Annotated in this window: 17 protein-coding genes; 8 read left to right on the top strand and 9 right to left on the bottom strand. The window is 40.0% G+C overall.

What is annotated here, in order from left to right:
* The first annotated feature begins 171 nt into the window (after positions 1–171).
* Entirely contained in the window at positions 172–1311 is a 1140-nt protein-coding gene (locus KI363_RS06165; protein WP_212965835.1) for a response regulator, read from the top strand.
* 180 nt (positions 1312–1491) lie between these two features.
* Here KI363_RS06165 and mscL read toward each other — a convergent pair whose 3' ends face one another.
* Positions 1492–1899: a large conductance mechanosensitive channel protein MscL gene (gene mscL / locus KI363_RS06160; protein WP_057993870.1), complete on the bottom strand. Its 408-nt coding sequence runs from the start codon at positions 1897–1899 to the stop codon at positions 1492–1494.
* Between the two features lie 189 nt (positions 1900–2088).
* Here mscL and lepB point away from each other — a divergent pair, with 189 nt between their 5' ends.
* The 3 genes from lepB (at position 2089) to KI363_RS06145 (ending at position 5062) form a co-directional block, all read left to right on the top strand.
* Positions 2089–2661: a signal peptidase I gene (gene lepB, locus KI363_RS06155; protein ID WP_373306739.1), complete on the top strand. Its 573-nt coding sequence runs from the start codon at positions 2089–2091 to the stop codon at positions 2659–2661.
* 81 nt (positions 2662–2742) lie between these two features.
* Entirely contained in the window at positions 2743–4692 is a 1950-nt protein-coding gene (locus KI363_RS06150) for a DUF2207 domain-containing protein (protein WP_212965834.1), read from the top strand.
* A gap of 49 nt (positions 4693–4741) precedes the next feature.
* Entirely contained in the window at positions 4742–5062 is a 321-nt protein-coding gene (locus tag KI363_RS06145) for a hypothetical protein (RefSeq protein ID WP_212965833.1), read from the top strand.
* Positions 5063–5272: 210 nt separating this feature from the next.
* Here KI363_RS06145 and KI363_RS06140 read toward each other — a convergent pair whose 3' ends face one another.
* From KI363_RS06140 to KI363_RS06115, 6 genes are all read right to left on the bottom strand, one after another.
* Positions 5273–5833, bottom strand: coding sequence for a Uma2 family endonuclease (locus KI363_RS06140; RefSeq protein WP_212965832.1), 561 nt, complete (start codon positions 5831–5833; stop codon positions 5273–5275).
* Between the two features lie 66 nt (positions 5834–5899).
* The gene (locus KI363_RS06135; protein ID WP_158321109.1) at positions 5900–6502 is read right to left on the bottom strand and encodes a response regulator transcription factor; all 603 of its coding nucleotides are present in this window, start codon (positions 6500–6502) and stop codon (positions 5900–5902) included.
* Positions 6499–7617 (bottom strand): sensor histidine kinase, encoded by a 1119-nt coding sequence (locus KI363_RS06130; RefSeq protein WP_246516782.1) that lies wholly within the window; start codon positions 7615–7617, stop codon positions 6499–6501. Before KI363_RS06130 ends, KI363_RS06135 begins: the two co-directional genes overlap by 4 nt.
* A 3-nt stretch (positions 7618–7620) precedes the next feature.
* Positions 7621–8358: an ABC transporter permease gene (locus tag KI363_RS06125; protein WP_212965831.1), complete on the bottom strand. Its 738-nt coding sequence runs from the start codon at positions 8356–8358 to the stop codon at positions 7621–7623.
* The gene (locus tag KI363_RS06120; RefSeq protein ID WP_158321107.1) at positions 8355–9263 is read right to left on the bottom strand and encodes an ABC transporter ATP-binding protein; all 909 of its coding nucleotides are present in this window, start codon (positions 9261–9263) and stop codon (positions 8355–8357) included. Before KI363_RS06120 ends, KI363_RS06125 begins: the two co-directional genes overlap by 4 nt.
* 163 nt (positions 9264–9426) lie before the next feature.
* Entirely contained in the window at positions 9427–10233 is an 807-nt protein-coding gene (locus KI363_RS06115) for a hypothetical protein (protein WP_212965830.1), read from the bottom strand.
* A 135-nt stretch (positions 10234–10368) separates the two neighbouring features.
* On the opposite strand from KI363_RS06115, the gene KI363_RS06110 reads away from it, so the two are divergent.
* Complete coding sequence (locus tag KI363_RS06110) at positions 10369–11508, top strand: hypothetical protein (protein ID WP_212965829.1); 1140 nt, start codon at positions 10369–10371, stop codon at positions 11506–11508.
* Between the two features lie 150 nt (positions 11509–11658).
* Entirely contained in the window at positions 11659–13224 is a 1566-nt protein-coding gene (locus tag KI363_RS06105; protein ID WP_281414084.1) for a multicopper oxidase family protein, read from the top strand.
* Between the two features lie 671 nt (positions 13225–13895).
* Here KI363_RS06105 and KI363_RS06100 read toward each other — a convergent pair.
* Positions 13896–15056, bottom strand: a complete 1161-nt coding sequence (locus KI363_RS06100; RefSeq protein WP_246516781.1) for a M20 family metallopeptidase — start codon at positions 15054–15056, stop codon at positions 13896–13898.
* A gap of 80 nt (positions 15057–15136) precedes the next feature.
* A complete protein-coding gene (locus KI363_RS06095) occupies positions 15137–15688 on the bottom strand; it encodes a GNAT family N-acetyltransferase (protein WP_158321103.1) in 552 nt (183 codons plus the stop codon).
* A gap of 156 nt (positions 15689–15844) precedes the next feature.
* Here KI363_RS06095 and KI363_RS06090 point away from each other — a divergent pair, with 156 nt between their 5' ends.
* Both KI363_RS06090 and KI363_RS06085 read left to right on the top strand, forming a co-directional pair.
* Positions 15845–16027 (top strand): H-type small acid-soluble spore protein, encoded by a 183-nt coding sequence (locus tag KI363_RS06090; protein ID WP_158321102.1) that lies wholly within the window; start codon positions 15845–15847, stop codon positions 16025–16027.
* A 422-nt stretch (positions 16028–16449) separates the two neighbouring features.
* Positions 16450–17610: an acyl-CoA dehydrogenase family protein gene (locus KI363_RS06085; protein ID WP_212965827.1), complete on the top strand. Its 1161-nt coding sequence runs from the start codon at positions 16450–16452 to the stop codon at positions 17608–17610.
* Positions 17611–17712 lie beyond the last annotated feature (102 nt).

Here is a 17712-nt window from a genome sequence, read left to right as displayed (position 1 = left end):
AAAGCACTTTAAACCTCGCCGCTCAACAATTTCTAAACAAAGTTTGGCTCTAAACTGAAGGGTTTAGGTATAAAGAAGTGTTGTTCGTTAATATGCATTGTTTTGTTTGCATACATCTTATACAATATAATGAATAGAATATTCTTATCGAGGTAAGGGGGGGGATGTTTTTTGAAAGCGATTCTAATTGATGATGAACCACTTGCTTTGGAATATCTTGAATTACAGATTAAGAAAATAAGTACTATGAAAGTTGCAGGGAAATTCACCCATTTCGAAGTTCAGAAACATATAAATTTACTTAATGAAGTTCAAATTGCCTTTCTGGATATCGAAATGCCGCAAACCAGTGGAATAGAACTTGCGACTCAGCTTCTAGAAATCAATTCATCGCTTATTGTCGTTTTCGTAACCGGTTACCAAGAATATGCTATACAAGCTTTTGAATTAAATGCGCTTGATTATATTATGAAACCAATCCAGTTAGACCGCTTGCGAAAAACGTTGCAACGAATTGAAGAAAAACTACAAATGCAAGCTAGTGAAGTCTGCTCCGCGCAAAATCTTTTAGAAATTAATGTGAGTGGCGAGCTGTCTCTATCTATCAATGATGAAGAAATGAAGTTAAAATGGCGAACATCTAAATCGCTGGAACTATTTCTTTATTTATTACACAACTTCGGGAAATTTATCCATAAGACAGAGTTAATGGAGATCTTATGGCCGGAAATGGAAGAAGAAAAGGCGTTTCCCCAATTGTATACCGCCATCTACCACACAAGAAAAACATTGCATCCCGTGCGAGAGCATATATCGATAAAAAATGTGTCAGGTGGTTATAAACTTGTCGTGCAAAATAGCTTAATTAATGTTGTAGAGTGGGAAAAGGCCATTCAAAGTTTACCATCTCTCCATTCCACAACCATTCGGGAATATGAGAAGATAATGCATTTATATAAAGAGCCTTATCTACATAACTACGATTATATTTGGGTGAAAGGAGAGCGCCACCGTTTAGAGCAATTATGGATTAAAATGGCGTCTCGCATAGCAGATTGGTATGAAAGCAATCTAGAATTAGAAAGGGCCGAATCTTGGTATCTTAAAATTTGTGCACAGGCTCCTGAAGATGAACATGCTCATTTTTCTTTGATGAAGCTATATGCTGGCTTCCAATATGGTATCTTAGTAGATCATCAGTACAACATACTAAAAGAAGCTTTAGAAAACTTGGATTTATCCGTGAGTCCGGTCATCCAAGAATGGTATAAACTTTACCGGAATAAAGGCAAAGCAGGCACAGAAATATAAAAAATTTCCTTTTTCATTTTTACATTTCTCATCCTCGAGGCAAACGGTGCTCAAATCGTTTGGAATGCCCCTATGGAAACAGGGGGCGTGCTCATAAATGGTGATGCACAATATCCAAACGAAGAAAATGAGCTCTTAATTCAAAACAGCGACGCCACTTCCACGACGCCGCCGTTCATCTTAAGAGCTTTTGATTCTATCCTTCTCTATATTATGTTCTTTTAATAAGTCACGTATTTCCGAAAGCAGCGCTACATCTGGTGCAATCTCTGTTTCTTCTTCCAATACAGCTTCTTCCTTTTTTCTCTTCAGGCCGCCCAATAGTTTAATGAACAGGAAGATGGAAACTGCAATAATAAAGAAATCGACAACACTTTGGATAAATACTCCGTAAGCTACTTCAGCACTCCCAATTTTAAATTGCAGTTTTTCAAAACTATGCCCACCTAGTAAAGCGCCAACAAGTGGCATAATAATATTCTCAACCAATGAGGTAACAATTTTCCCAAACGCACCTCCAATTACTACCGCCACTGCTAAGTCCATGACATTTCCTTGGATCGCAAATTTTTTAAACTCTTCCCACAAAATAATCCCTCCCACTTCATAACCGGTATTGTATATGTATTTCCAGCATTTTTTCATCAAAAAGCGTATCAGGTTTTCTTTGAAACCTCAAGGTTTAATGCAAACAAAGGACCAATGCCCTATTCTTGAGCTTTTCTTAAAATTCTACCATTTCACTCCATTTCTCCTTATAATATAAAGAGGTGTTTGCTGAAGGAGGATCTATGTATGGAAGATAAACAAAACAAGTATGAATGGCTGAAGACCTTGGCCTTTGTCGTGATCATCACGATCGCCATTCGTACATTCTTATTTACCCCTGTCACAGTTGATGGCGCTTCGATGGAACCGACTCTACATGATCGAGAAAAGATCATTGTCAGTAAGACTATCAATTGGGTAGGAGAGATTCACCGTGGGGATATCGTCATCATAAAGGATCGTGAGGAGAAATTGAACTATGTGAAAAGGGTGATTGGGCTCCCAGGTGAAACAATCGAAATGGAAAATGATCACTTGCGTATTAATGGAAAGGAAATAAAAGAATCATATTTAACGGAAGCGAAGGAGTTTACTAGCCAACATGGGACCAAGTTAACGGAAAATTTCGGACCCATGATCATTCCAGAAGATCACTATTTTGTCATGGGAGATAATCGCCCCAATAGTATGGATAGTCGTGGCGTTGCTCCGTTTTCTTTGGGCTATATTCCTAAAGATCGTATCATCGGGAAAAGCAAGCTGGTCATTTTCCCCTTTCAAAATATCCGGATCACAAATTAATATTTCACTAAATTATAGTATTTCAGTCCCTCTTCGTGTTTGTTTAAATGACGATAATAAGAGAAAGGTGGTGGAGGCTCTTTGTTTTCTAAAACGAAAACCCTCTTCATTGTGATCCCGATTTTCTTATTGTTTTTCTTTCCTGCCAAAGTGGAAGCGCGTTCTTTTTCGATCGATGCTGTTGATGTCAATGCCTATATTTATCCTGACGGTGATTTGTATGTAGAGGAATTGTATACCTATACGTTTGCAGGGAAATTTAATGGCACAACCCGGATTATTGGGGATGATGATTTTGATGGCGTAGAATTTTTCGAAGGCTACCAGGTTCCGGATGACGCGGAAATGGGAAAAATCACACCGGAAAACGTGACACCGCTTCAGGTAGAAAGGGAAGATTATACGTACAAAGTTCATCGTCCCTATAAGGATGAAACGAAAAAGGTCTTTTATCGCTATCGACTCAAAAACGTGGCCAATAAATACGAAGATGTAGGGGAATTTTATTGGCGCTTTTTTGATGAAATGGGAGATAATGACCTTAACCATCTGCGTATCTTTGTCCATCTATACGGAGAAAATCAACTTTCGGAGAATACTCATGGATTTATTCATGATTTAACTGGTGGGAAAATGGAGCTGACAGAATCCGGATTATACTATCACAATGAGAAACTTCCAGGCGGAGAACCATTTGAGTTAAGACTCTTATTTCCAAGTGAGTTTCTAAGTGAAATGGAATATACAGAGAACAAGGAAATGCTCCCAACCATGTTAGCAGAGGAAGATCATTATAAGAAAAAATTGTCGATGAGGAATGACTGGCTACCAATTTCCGAGAAAGTGAGTCTCGTTTTCTTCATTCTTTTTCTAGTACTTTCTTTGTATGCCATTATTTTTCCAAAGCGACTTGTGCGTTTCTTTGGACGTTCAGCAGATTTTTCCGAAATAGAGAAATTGGATTCTTTTATATTAGTAGCATTAAAACGAAAACTAAAATTTATGCCAGAGGACATCAATGCCGTCCTCTTCCGCCTCCATCAAAAGGGCTATGTATCAGTAGAACACATCCCATCTAGCTTAGAATATCAAGAGGATGAGTATGCACCAGATCATACGTTTACATTTATCTTAGAAAAGGAATCTTCTGATCTATCCGAACATGAAAAGTATTTCATTGATTGGCTATTTACCGAAACGCAAGATGGAAAGCGAGTTTTTTCTTTAGATCAAATTCCTCTTAGCACGATTGGAACGGAGACGCAGAATTGGCGGAATAAAGAACAACGAGGCAGAGAAATAAGGGATTTTGAAAAACAGTTTAAGGAATGGAAGAAACTGGCTTCCAAAGATCCAGAACTCCATCGTTGGATCGAACCTGTCAAGTTAAGGAAAATATTCAAATATGGAATCATTCCTGTGTGGCTTATATGGACGGTGATTAATTTAATAATGGGAATGGGAGACCGTTTGGAGGTTTATCTTGGAATGGGGGGAATAGCCATTGTCTATTTATTCATCGCGTTCGGGAAACATGATCGTGTACTCTCAACCATATTATTTTTCATTTTGCTTGTAGTCATTTTTGCGGCTGGACTTGATCCAGGGATGGAATACTTACAAGCAACGGCTTTTCCTTTAATACTGATTTCCGCCTTCCTGCCAACCGTATCCTCTACGTATTATGGAGCAGCATATTATAGGGGAATGAAGAAGTGGATCAAAGGACTAAGAAAAAATCAGTTACAGCTTCCTACAGATGAAGCCCGATTGGAGACCTGTTTTCAACATGCCATTGCATTAGAGCAAGGATCTTTATTCGAATCGTATTACGGTGAGAAAATTCACGCAACAACCACAGGAGAACTGTATCCATTTCTGATTGCTCCCGTAGAAACAGCGCAAATTTATTCCTATCATCACATTGCCTTCCAATCAACCTACAGCAGCAGCTACTCCTCGAGTAGTGGCGGTGGCTCTTCTGGCAGTAGCGGCGGCTCTGGTGGTGGTGGCGGTGCAGGCGCCTTCTAAAGTGCCTGGAACGTCCCGAACTTTGTCGATTTTTCTTTTTTAAAAGGAAGTGATTGGAATCGTAACGGCTTTATATATTTTTGGCATTATTGGGGTTCTGGTAAGTTTAGTGATCGGCCTGCTTTCTGGAAGCTTTTGGATCTTCCTTCTTACCTTTGTGGGAGGTGTCATCTTCGCAACCATCCAATTTGCTCTAGCCAACGTACTGGAAAAACAAGAGATGATTCTTTATTATCTACAACAACAAGATCAGTTTCTGAAGAAACAGCTTGGAACAACGTTAAGAAAATGCTCGAATTGTCAATATGAATTTGACGCTGAGCTAAGCTCCTGCCCGCGTTGTGGTTCAAGGAAAGAGGCTGGGACATAAGTAAAACAGCCAACTTTAGGAACGAACAATTTAATGAAATAGCGGAGGAAATATACGGAGACTCCTGTGGGAAAAAAGGCATCGGTGAGACCCCGCAGCTCGGAACGCCCACGGAAAGCGAAGTATATTTCCGGAGCTAGTACATGCTCAAACATCGTATTGTTCGGATCTTTAGTTATTAAAAAATTTTTGTCCCTGCCTCTTCTTTATTTAAAAAATTTCCATCAAATTCACTTGAAAACCACTAAAAAAATTGGAGGTAATCAGGCCCGTTTCTGCTTTATTATCATGCTGCTCATACATTCCTTCTTCATTCAGAGTATAGACCGTGATGGTGTCGAGCATTGGGTTGACAATCCAATATTCCTTGACACCATCATTCATATAAAGATTAAGCTTCGTGATCAAATCATGTGACTGGTTGGAAGGACTAAGAATTTCAACAAGCAATTCCGGAACACCGACATATCTAGCATCCGTAAAGCCAGTTTTGTCACAAATAATACTGATGTCCGGTATGACGACTTTTGTCCCTTCGATGTTCGAACTTTTTAATTCAATATCATAAGGGGCATGAAACAACTCACATGGTTTCCCTTCAAGAAAGTCCTCAAATGCTCGTTCAAGCTTGCGTGAAACCCGTTGATGTTTCGTCGAAGGTGATGGAGACATGTAAATCACTCCATCAATATACTCTAGTAATGCATCACTGTTTTCGCGAATTTGCCAATACTCTTCTATTGAATACGTGCCACTTCGATATAAATGCATGTCAAATTCCCTCCCGAACTTCACTCTTTTACCTATAGCATACCATTTCTATTGGTGTCTTTCCTCTTAAATCCAGCCTTTTTCCTGTGCCAGCGCAATCGCTTCAATTTTATTTTTCGCTTCTAATTTTTGTAAAACGTCAGACATATAATTTCGAACAGTGCCAGCTGATAGATATAATTGCTTACCAATCTCCTTGGCTGTTTTTCCTTCAGCTGATAATTTTAAAATTTCCTTCTCCCTTTCTGTTAACGGATTATCTTCCTTATAAACGTTAAGTATCAGTTCATGATCATATTCCCGTTTCCCTTGCATCACCTTGCGAATCGAGTCCGCTAATTCATCAATCGAACCATCTTTTAATAAATAACCGTGAACTCCTGCCTTGATTGCTCGTTCAAAATAACCCGGGCGTGCGAATGTCGTCAGAATCATCACTTTGCATGGCAAACGTAGTTGTTTTAGTTCCTCCGCCACATCTAACCCACTTTTAATAGGCATTTCAATATCCATCAAACAAATATCTGGTTGGAAACGTTCGATCAAAGCAAGGGCTTCGTTCCCATCCTTTGCTTCACCAACAACCTCCAAATCCCCTTCAAAATCTAAAAGCGTTCCAAGTGCACCTCGTAGCATTCGTTGATCTTCCGCAATCACAATTCGAATCATAACGCCATCTCCTCTTGCTTCAAAATAAGCGGCACTGTGATTTCTAAGGTCATCCCCTTATCCACTCGATATTCCACTTGACCATTAAGTAAAGCCAACCGCTCCTCCATCCCTCGTAAACCATTTCCTATTTTCATATTTTCAGAAAATCCAATGCCATCATCCTGAATCTTGAGTGAAAAAGCCCCTTTTTCCTGTTGAAAATGAACGACACAATTCTGAGCTTTGCTGTGTTTGACAATATTTGTACCTGCCTCACGCAGACACATCGCGATGATATTTTGCACTAACGGGGGCAGATGGGTGAACTCATTTCCCCCTTTTTGTGAAAATTTAATGCCGGCCGCTTCCAGAATTTGCTCCATATGGATGAACTCTTCTGCAATCGTCAGCGCCCGCATTTCTGAAACCAATTCTCGAACTTGGCGAAGGGCCGATCGGGAAGTGCCTTCAATCTCACGCGCCTCCTCAATTGCCCGTTCCGGTTGTTTCTCAACCAACCTTTGCACAAGCTGGCTTTGTAACGTAATCAATGAAAGCGTGTGCCCTAATGTATCATGAAGATCACGAGCAATTCGAACGCGTTCTTCCCTTTTCACAAGCTCTTTAATTTTTTCATTGGCTTGATCCAATTCTTTTTCCAACTCCATCCGTTTATTCATCGAGCGAATCCCAAACGGAGAGATCAGCATCACAGCAACAAACGGTAAAAAAGTGAGGGTTTCGATATGGGCTCCCTGAATAAACAACAGTAATAGAGTACCAAGAAGCATAGAACTAAACACAATCAAAGCCCGCTTAAATAAAGCTTTATGTTCAAACCAGCCAATGAAGTTTGATGGAAAAAAACCTAAGAATAAATTATAAGGACCATACCAAAGGCTTAAGATGACAATGATGGCAAGTTGGATGGACAACCAACAGACATACACTTTTACAGGAGGAAAACAAAAAAGCTGTCGATACGAGATGAGAAAAAGCAAAATAAGGGTGTAGCCGATGAGGAGCTTCCACCCTTTTTCATTGGAAACATTAAAAATGGGCATAAGAAGATAAACAAGAAATATATACGGGAAAAATCCAAATTTTTTAGGAAATAACTGGAAATTGTTCACTGGTTACACCGCTTCCTGCTTCTTTCTTATATAGGTTGATAATAACATGAACACAATGAGATAAGCAGCCAAAATAGCGAAATTTCTAAATCCAGGTGCATGCCCTCGAATAATTTGCCAAGCCCCATTACCGAAATGGAAAGCCGGAAGCCAAGCTCCTATTTTTTGAATAATATTCGGTAATACGTCCATCGGCATCCACATCCCGCCAGAAATCGCAAGTGCCATATACATCACATTACTAATGCCAATCGCCGTATCGACACGTTTCATCGTTCCAATCAGAGTACCTATAGCTAAAAATGGTAGTGAGGCAAGTAAAATCCAGCCTGCACTAGCAAACCATTCCCAAACAGACAAATTGACCCCATTAATGAGAACCCCAGCGATAAAAATTACCACTACCGAAAATATATGAACCATCGTCTGCCCGACCATTTTCGCCGAATAATATACTAAATCCGATAATGGCGTGACTCGGATAAAAGTCGTCCATCCTTGTGATCGTTCCTCTACTAAGCGTATACCCATTGTCATAATCGAACTGCCCATCACACTGAAAGTCGTCATCGACATCAAATAATGGGCATTCCATTCATCCTTGTCAGGAACATCGTAATTTACTACTTTTGTAAAAATAAAATAAAACACAATTGGCATTAATAATGACCAGAATAGATAATAAGGATTTCGTAGCATTCGGAGCACTTCAGCTTGACATTGATGCCCAAACATCTTCATACTACATCACCATCTCTTTCTTGATCCATCAATTGTTCAAAAGCCTCTTCTAGTCGTCCTTTTTCAACGCGAATATCCCTCACTTCAAGTTGCTCGGCATAAATTTTTGCTAGAACCGCATCGGTATCATCCGTTAAAATAACCATTCTTCCGTCTTTCACGAAGCAGTCAGAGACAAAAGGCTCTTGGAGGAAAAACTTTTTCGGTAAAACATCCTTTGTGAGGAAGGAGACAGATTGCTTGGTCAATTGACGTTTCATATCATCCGGCGTGCCATCCGCCTTAATCACCCCATTTTGAAATAAAATGATCCGATCTGCGATATCATCTGCTTCTTGCAGGTAGTGAGTGGAAAAGAGGATCGTCTTCCCTTGCTTCTTTAAATGTTGAATATTTTCCCAAAACGATTTTCTTGCCGCGATATCCATTCCTACTGTCGGTTCATCAAAAAATAGCAGGTCTGGATTTCCCGCAAGCGCCAACGCAAAAGCTACTCTGCGTTTCTGTCCACCAGATAACTTTTCCACACGTCTTTTTAAATCGGATTCCCCTAATCCCGTTATTTTCAATAAGGTTTCTAAAGGCAGAGGATTAGGATAATAACTTCGAAAGAGACGAAGGATTTCCTTCACCTTTAAGCCATCCATTAGGCTCACTTCTTGCAGCATAACACCGATTCTTTCTCGAACCTCTTTTGTTTTCGTATCCTGGCCAAACAACTGGGCCGATCCCGCTGTGGGATTCAATAATCCAAGCATCATCAAGATCGTCGTCGTTTTACCGGCGCCATTTGGCCCGAGAATCGCCACGACCTCCCCTTGATGAACGGAAAAAGAAACATCATCCACCGCTTTTTTCCCTTTAAACGTTTTCGTTAAATGTTCAATTTTCACCACAGGTCTCACCATTCCACCCCCAATTTCTATACCTTTATTCTAACGTTCAGAAGTTGGGAATTTCAGTTGATTATGTAATGAATTGGAGATGACAACTGTCATATGTTGAGATTCCGCTCTATGAAAGAAAGCCATTCTCGTGCCGAAAAATCGACCGATGAATGGCTGATCACTATCGTTTACTTCCAGACTCCACCTTTTCCTTTTCTCCATCGAAAGCCGTAGAATCAGCACCTTGAACAAATTTTTGAAAATAAGCAGAGGTTAGCTTATAACCATGTTCAATTTTTTCCGCTAAGAAGCTCGCTCTTTCAAATAAAACCGAGCGAATATGCTGAATCTCGCGCATGACTTTTTCCGAGATCGCTTCCTGCTTCTCCAGTCTTTCGATCACCTCTTGATGATGAGCATCATGCTTCTCCATTTGCTTATCCATTATCTGTTGCTTCGTTTCTTGCTCGACGATTTTGTTCATCGCCTCCTCGCGAAGTTCAAGCAGCTGTTGTGATAATTTCCCTTGTGTCTCCTCAACTTGTGTCACCATCTTTTCCTCTGTAACGCCTAATTGGTCTAATCTCTGTATGATCTCCTGATTCGATAAATCAATCACATTGATACGATCAAATATTTCCCGATTTCGCTCTGCTTCTACTTCTACTCCATTTCGTTGTTGCCCTTCTAGTTTTTCTAACAGCTCTAGCGCAAACTTTTCAAATGCCTCTCGTTGAAAATTAATTTCCCTAAGTTCCTCAATTTGTCCCCCCATTTCACTCCACCGCTGTGCTTGTTTGCGATCTTGCCGTTGGTGTAACTGTTGGAGTGTAAGAAAAGCCTGATTCAACTCTTCATTAGCCCGTTTTTGTTCTATTAAAAATTCCGTCCACTCATTATATTGATAACTTCCTTGATTTTTCGCTTGCACATCCTCTGGATTTTTAAAAAGTTCTGGATGTTGCTCTTCATTCATAAATAATCCCATTTCATATACATCCCCTTGCAACTGAATTATAATATCGTATGCAAGAGGGACGGGAAATTGTAAAGAATTGAAACTTTTCCTACTTTTGCTCGTAAGAAGAGATAGAAAGATATATTCAGAGAGGAGATTTTTACCTTGTCCTCAGGCTATTCTAATTTTATTGGTTGCGTAGGATGCTTATTTATTCCTATAGGGATTGGCCTATTAATATTTTTAATCACGATCGGGCAATATGCGATTGGGATCGTCTTGTTAATTGTTTTTCTCATTATTTCCATCACTTTTATGGCGAGAGCTGGGGAAATAGAGAAGGCTAATCGGGAAAAATTTAAAAATTATATAGCTAGTTTCAGGCCTAAAGAGAAGTCATTCTCAGAAACAGAAGTTGTTTCCCCTGATTCCTTGTTAACCAGAATTGCCATTGATGAGCAAAAAAAACGTCTCTGTATTTGGCTTCCGACAGATATGAATAAACCTATCCGGGAGATGACGTATGATGTTTTTGAATATGACTTTGTTGATGTAACCAATGTAGAAATGGTCATCAATAAACAGCTCATTCAAAACAAAGAGCCGGAAAAAATCTCCTCATTAAAATTAGACATTTCCGTGCCAGAAAAGACTCATACTTTAATCTTTTTTGATACCAGATTCCAAACTGGTCAATCCCAGTTATTACGGGGAACGGCACAATATCAAACCTATTTAAAATGCTTTAAAGATGGATTTGCTTTAGTGAAAAAAGCGATCGCACTGGCAGGAGAAGAACAGAAAGGAAACGAAGTTAAGACAATATTTGCTGCTAACTCTTCAGATGCTTCCAATCATGAAGAAAAAGAGGAACAAGAAATCCAGAAGACAAGAAAAAATGGTTCAGAAGAAGAACAAACAGCAAATAAGCAGGATAATATTTATCATTTGGAAGAGGATGCCTTCGCTCGATTTGAGCAGGCCTTTGAGAAGATTAGAGCAAGTAAGAATCTGGAAAGATCAGGAGATGAGCCTCCATCGGACCATCTTCATGCAGTGGAACATGAACGCGATGAAGACGACTTGTTTGCTTCTTTTTCCACCCAAAACAAAGATAAGGATACGGATGTATTGCCTACTAACGATGTAATACACACTGAGTCGAACGAACAAAAGCAAAGTAACCTTTATTTTGATCATGCGCCCCCTTCAGACCCAACTGAAAAAGAAGATTCTCTCACTGACTTTGAGAAGTTTCTGGAAAGCAATAAACAAAAGCAATATGGTCCTAGCAAAAAGAATTAATTTATAACGACTTCCCTTTAAATCAAAGTGGAGGTCGTTTTCCATTTATAAATTTCTCCTACATATGAAACTAAAAAATCCCCTAATCTCCGCTCATGTCTCATTCATAAACAACTATCCTACATAGACTGTAATGGAGACGAAGAGGGGGTGAAAAAAATACAAACAATCAAACCGAAAGTGAGTAAAGTGGATCCTTCCAATCCTGACACCATTCCTAAGTTTGTGGATGACCTACCGATTCCACCAGTTGCAAGACCCCTTAAGACCATCAGAGGAAAGTCTTACTATGAGATCACCATGAAAGAATGTAAACATCGTTTCCACAAACTCATGCCAGCTACGACCGTTTGGGGCTATGATGGGTTGTACCCCGGTCCTACGATCCATGTCAATCAAAACGAAAAAATTTATGTGAAGTGGAAAAATCAATTACCTTTGAAACATTTTTTGCCGATTGATCGAACCCTTCACGAATCAGCTGGTCCACCTGAAGTGCGTACTGTCACCCACTTACATGGTGCGAACGTAGACTGGGAAAGCGATGGACATCCAGAAGCATGGTTTTCAAGAAACTTTGCGCAAACAGGCGAAACTTTTAGAAGAAAAATATATGAATATACCAATCGCCAAAACGGAGCCACTCTCTGGTACCATGATCACGCGATCGGCATTACAAGATTGAATGTGTATGCCGGGCTTGTTGGGCTTTACATCATTCGTGACCCAATCGAGAAAACTCTAAATTTGCCTAAAAATCGTTATGATATACCACTTATCATTCAGGATAAATCTTTTAATCAAGACGGTTCCTTATTTTATCCAGAAAATACAGATCCTCCTGCACCCATTAATCCATCTGTCCAACCGTTTTTTAATGGGAATACAATGGTCGTGAATGGCAAACTCTGGCCACGATTAAAAGTGGAACCGCGGAAATACCGTTTCCGCATTTTAAATGCAGCGAATACAAATGCCTTTACATTAAGAATTGGAGATGGACGGTCCTTTTACCAGATTGCAACGGATGGCGGGCTCCTAACAAAGCCGGTTGAGTTAACAACCCTTCCAATCGAACCTGCTGAACGTGCTGAAATCATCATTGATTTTTCAAAACTAAAGGGCAAAAAGTTGGTGATGCAAAACACAAACGATGAAGGGAATACAGGGGTCATTATGAGATTTGATGTCACCTTGCCACTCAAGCAAAAAGATATGAGCGAAATTCCGGCGAGCTTACTACCAGATGACCAGCCATTAGAGGAAAAATGTGCAGATAAAATTAGATTATTAACGCTTGATGCGAGGCAAGATGAATTTAATCGTCCTATTCTGATGTTAGATAATCAGAAGTGGCATGATCCCGTCACGGAAAAACCTGTGATTGGGGATACCGAAGTATGGCGATTTATTAACTTAATGAACTTTCCGCATCCCATGCATATCCATCTCATCCAATTTAAAGTTTTACACCGAAGACCCTTTGATTTGGAACGGTTTCAGCAAGATGGATATATTCACTATACTGGGCCACCCATCGAACCAGAACCATATGAAAGAGGGTGGAAAGATACGGTTCGAGCTGACGTAGGTATGGTGACAAGTGTGATCATGAAATTCACGGAAAATCCTGGTGATTATGTCTGGCACTGTCATATTTTAGAACATGAGGATTATGACATGATGCGACCGATGAAAGTGATCGAAAGAGAATGAAATTAGGGGCCCTCAAAAAGTTCTATTATACGCTAGACATCCCTTTATTGCTTATTTTATAGATTTATCATGTTTTTTGTAGATCCAAAGAGCTCCTTGATCTGCGATTTCGCAACTTCCTTCGGTTTTCGTAGATCCAAAGGGCTTCTTGATCTACATTTTTACAATTTCCTTCAGTTTTCGTAGATCCAAAGGGCTTCTTGATCTACTTTTTTGCAATTTCCTTCAGTTTTCGTAGATCCAAAAGGCTTCTTGATCTACGTTTTTACAATTTCCTTTAGTTTTCGTAGACCCAAAGAGCTTCTTGATCTACGTTTTTGCAATTTCCTTCAGTTTTCGTAGATCCAAAAGGCTTCTTGATCTACTATTTCGCAATTTTCTTCGGTTTTCGTAGATCCAAAGGGCTTCTTGATCTACATTTTTACAATTTCCTTCAGTTTTTGTAGATCCAAAGAGCTTCTTGATCTACGTTTTACAATTTCCTTCGGTTTTCGTAGATCCAAAGAGCTTCTTGATCTACGTTTTCGCAATTTTCTTCGGTTTTCGTAAATCACAATTTACTTCGTCTTTCGTACATTCACGGAGTTCCCTTTTTTAACCCCAATCGATTTTGAGCTCGATCATATCATAATCCTCATGTTTTACATATCTTACCCTATTGACGGGCCTTATTAGGCATTTTTACGAATCGGCTGTTCTCCTAATTCTTTGATGAGCAAAGCAAGTAAGGCACTGCGAACAGGCATTTGTGAAATAATGATATGCTCGTGGTCCGCATGGGATCCGTCCCCGACTGCCCCTAACCCATCCAATGTAGGTGCATATTGCGCTGTAATACTTCCATCACTACCACCACCACTTAGTTGATCTTCTAGATCCAAATCTAAATACGTTTTTGCTATTTCTTTTGCTTTAAAGAACATCTTTTCAATTTCAGGCGTTTTTTCCATTGGGGGACGTGTTACAGCACCAGATACTTCGATTGTGAGTCCTTCTTGAGTTGGTGACAAACCTTCGATTAAGGGAACTACCCTTTTCATTTCTTCGGGTCGTTCTATTCGAACATCCAATTCTGCTTCCGCATGGGCCGCAATCACATTTGTCGCAATTCCCCCTTGGATCATGCCGATGTTTACGGTCGTTCCCTTCTGCAAATCGGTTAAATCATGTAGATACAAGATCTGTTTGGCTAATTCCTCAATGGCACTTATTCCCTTTTCCGGCTCAATCCCCGCATGAGCTGCCTGGCCTGTAATCTTTATTTGAAAAGCACCTACTCCTTTTCTGGCTGTTTTTAATTCGCCTCTAGGTGTGGCCGCAGGTTCCAAAACAAGCACATATTTACTTCGCTTTGCCTCGCTTTCAATTATTGCCCGCGAACTGCTACTCCCAATTTCTTCATCTGTTGTGACAAGGAAAACCACTTTTTTCTTGATAGGAACTTGGAATGTTTGCAAGGCATGCAGGGCAAATATCCCTTGCACAAGCCCAGCCTTCATATCAAAAACACCGGGGCCAAATGCTTTGTCTCCAACAATTCCAAAGGGCATTTGCTTCAAAGTGCCTTGTGGCCAAACTGTATCCAAATGCCCCAATACTAATATTTGTTCTTCTCCCTCTCCTAATTCAAGGCGAAGTTGATTGCCAAATGAATGATTTTCAATGATCTCCGTTCGACCATCTACATACTGATTAACGATTTCGACTAGTTTTTTCCCACATTTATCCACTAAGTGTTTCTCATAAGAAGGGGATTCTTTTTTAGTTAATACCCTCAACGCCTGCAACATTTCCCCCTTCTGCTTCTGTAAATAATCCACAATCTCCAACATGACAAACACCCTTTTTAGTTCGAGCTTTATCATTACTATATGCTCTTAAAATCTGTATAATCCTGTTTTCAATGGTTGCGTTATTCCCCCTGCAAAATAGAGTAGATCTTAATATCCCAATGCTTTCCTTTTGTGAACATCGCCTTGCGCAAAATCCCTTCAAAGCTCATTCCCACTTTTTCCATCACTCGACTGGAACCAATATTTTCGTCTAAGCACCGGGCCTGAATTCTCACAAGATCCATTTCTTCAAACCCAAAGCGAATGACCTCTTTGGCCGCTTCTGTCATAATGCCTTTTCCCCAGAAATCTCGCGATAATACATAGCCGATTTCAGCACTTCGATGTTTCGGTTTCCACCAAATAAAGTCAATCGTGCCTATGATCTTCCCTGTTTTTTTCCATTCGATTCCCCATGGTGCTACTTGCTTTTCAGCATATCGCCCTTTCGCAAAATCTAGGAATTGTTCTGTATCTTTGATGGTTTGATGACGATCCCATGTCACATACCTGGATACTTCCTCATCCGAGCCATAACGAAATATATCTTCTACATCTGTATCCTTTAATTTCCTTAAACGCAATCGTTCAGTCTCCAAAATCGGTATTTCGAATCTCCCCTGATCGCTCATCTCATTCACTCCTTTTTGCCTTTTCCCTATTATAAACGAATCATTGCAGCTATAACGATTGTATTTTTTAGATTCTTCACCTTTCTTCCCAAGATATTCTTGCCAGTATATTTGTATCGCGGTCGAGAAATTATATAAGTAAGGAGGAGGATTTCATTGAATCGACAAAGAGCTGAAGAAATCGTGCAATCAGGAGAAATAAAACATGTCACATATCAAGGTGAGCGTGTTTATATCCAACAAGTAGATGAAAGCAATGATACAGCACGTATTTATCCTTTGGATGATCCCCAAAAGGAGATAGATGTCCCTCTTACCCAGCTTGTTGAAAAACTTTAATGCAATTCCTTTTTAAAAATAAGATTACCTATAATTCCGATACAGATACTAAAATTTCATCTTGACAAAGTCTTTCTGATCCCCTAAGATTAGTGTCAATAATTCAGTGGGAGCTTATCTCCCACTGACCAACTGCATTCTTAGGCTTTTTAGAACAAAGCCCCTAAATCGGTAATGATCGAGCATGAATCGTGCCTGAAATTGAAGGACGAATCTTAAATCGGTAACAATCCCGGACGAATCGTGCCCGAAATCATGGACAGAAGCCTTTGCCATTCAAACGAGGGATTCTTTATTATCCGACAAATGATTGGAAACAAACATAGCTACCTTGCATAAAGTAAAAGAAACTATTTTTTTACTTCAATTCCGACTAAACAAATACGCTTTATCAAATTACAAAAAACAGGAGGAGAGACAGGATGTATTTATTTATTCGCACAGAACAGCAACAGTCATGGTTAAACAAATTGCAGGGGAAAGAAGATAAATTTAAAAGTCTATCCGCCCAAATTGATGAACAGGGCATCTTCCCAAAAGAAAACATTCAAGATTTAGTTGATTTGGGCTATACAAAGATCACTTTGCCAAAGGAATTTGGTGGAGAAGGCCTAAACGTTTATGATATGGTGCTTTTTCAAGAAACACTAGCAAGCTATGATTCTAACACCGCCCTTTCCATTGGTTGGCATCTCGGCACTGTCGGGGAAATCTATGAGAAAAAAGCCTGGACTCCCGAAAACTTGGATTTTCTTGCACAGGAAATTTTAAATGGGGCAGTTATTAATCGATCCGTCAGTGAAGCACAAACCGGTAGCCCGACACGAGGCGGTCGCCCCGGCACAAATGCGGTGAGACAAGGGGAAGGCTGGGTCTTGAATGGAAGAAAGACATTCACAACAGCTTCACCGATCTTAACGTATTTTTTGACCTCTGCTTGGATTGAGGAGAAGCAATCGATTGGTTTCTTCCTTCTTCATAAAGACTTGCCAGGATTATCAGTGGATGAAACATGGAACGTGATGTCGATGCGAGGAACGGGAAGTCATGATCTAGTTTTGGAAGATGTAAAAGTGGAGGATACCAAACTCATTGAACTACCGGATAAGAAAAGTCCTGCGAAATTTGCTGGCTGGGCCTTGCATATTCCCGCCACGTATCTTGGGATTGCGCAAGCCGCTCGCAACTATGCCGTTCACTTTGCGAACCATCATGCTCCGAATAGCTTAAAGGGACCGATCAGCCAATTACCAAATGTTCAACAACATATCGGTGAAATTGAATTAGAATTAGCTCAGGCGCGCCATCTATTATATAGTGTTGCAACCGCCTATGATGATGAAGCACGAAGACCATACTTAACGAATGAAATCGCCATCGCCAAACATACGGTCACGAATTCAGCGATCAAAATTGTCGACCAAGCGATGCGTGTTGTCGGAGCGAAAAGTTTACAACTCACCAATCCATTGCAACGTTACTATCGCGATGTCCGTGCTGGATTGCATAACCCACCAATGGACGACATGACAATTAAAAACCTAGCCATGACGGCTCTTCAGGAAGAGGAAAAAACTAAATAAATATATTTGATGAAGTGAAGTCATTGGAAACGGGGAATGAAACTCCTTCCCCTTATTTCACCCTAATAAAACTAAAAATTACAAATATTAAAAGGAGAACAA

Source organism: Lederbergia ruris (genome assembly GCF_018332955.1).
In the GTDB taxonomy this organism is placed as follows: Bacteria; Bacillota; Bacilli; order Bacillales; family Bacillaceae_C; genus Lederbergia; species Lederbergia ruris.
The sequence above is the reverse complement of the archived record's forward strand: the minus strand, read 5'-3'. Positions and strand labels throughout refer to the sequence as shown.

Excerpts from the sequence above, each read along its gene's own strand:
- KI363_RS06140 (WP_212965832.1), bottom strand. The coding sequence starts at position 5,833 with ATGCATTTATATCGAAGTGGCACGTATTCAATAGAAGAGTATTGGCAA.
- KI363_RS06135 (WP_158321109.1), bottom strand. The coding sequence starts at position 6,502 with ATGATTCGAATTGTGATTGCGGAAGATCAACGAATGCTACGAGGTGCA.
- KI363_RS06125 (WP_212965831.1), bottom strand. The coding sequence starts at position 8,358 with ATGAAGATGTTTGGGCATCAATGTCAAGCTGAAGTGCTCCGAATGCTA.
- KI363_RS06115 (WP_212965830.1), bottom strand. The coding sequence starts at position 10,233 with ATGGGATTATTTATGAATGAAGAGCAACATCCAGAACTTTTTAAAAAT.
- KI363_RS06100 (WP_246516781.1), bottom strand. The coding sequence starts at position 15,056 with ATGTTGGAGATTGTGGATTATTTACAGAAGCAGAAGGGGGAAATGTTG.
- KI363_RS06095 (WP_158321103.1), bottom strand. The coding sequence starts at position 15,688 with ATGAGCGATCAGGGGAGATTCGAAATACCGATTTTGGAGACTGAACGA.
- KI363_RS06085 (WP_212965827.1), top strand. The coding sequence starts at position 16,450 with ATGTATTTATTTATTCGCACAGAACAGCAACAGTCATGGTTAAACAAA.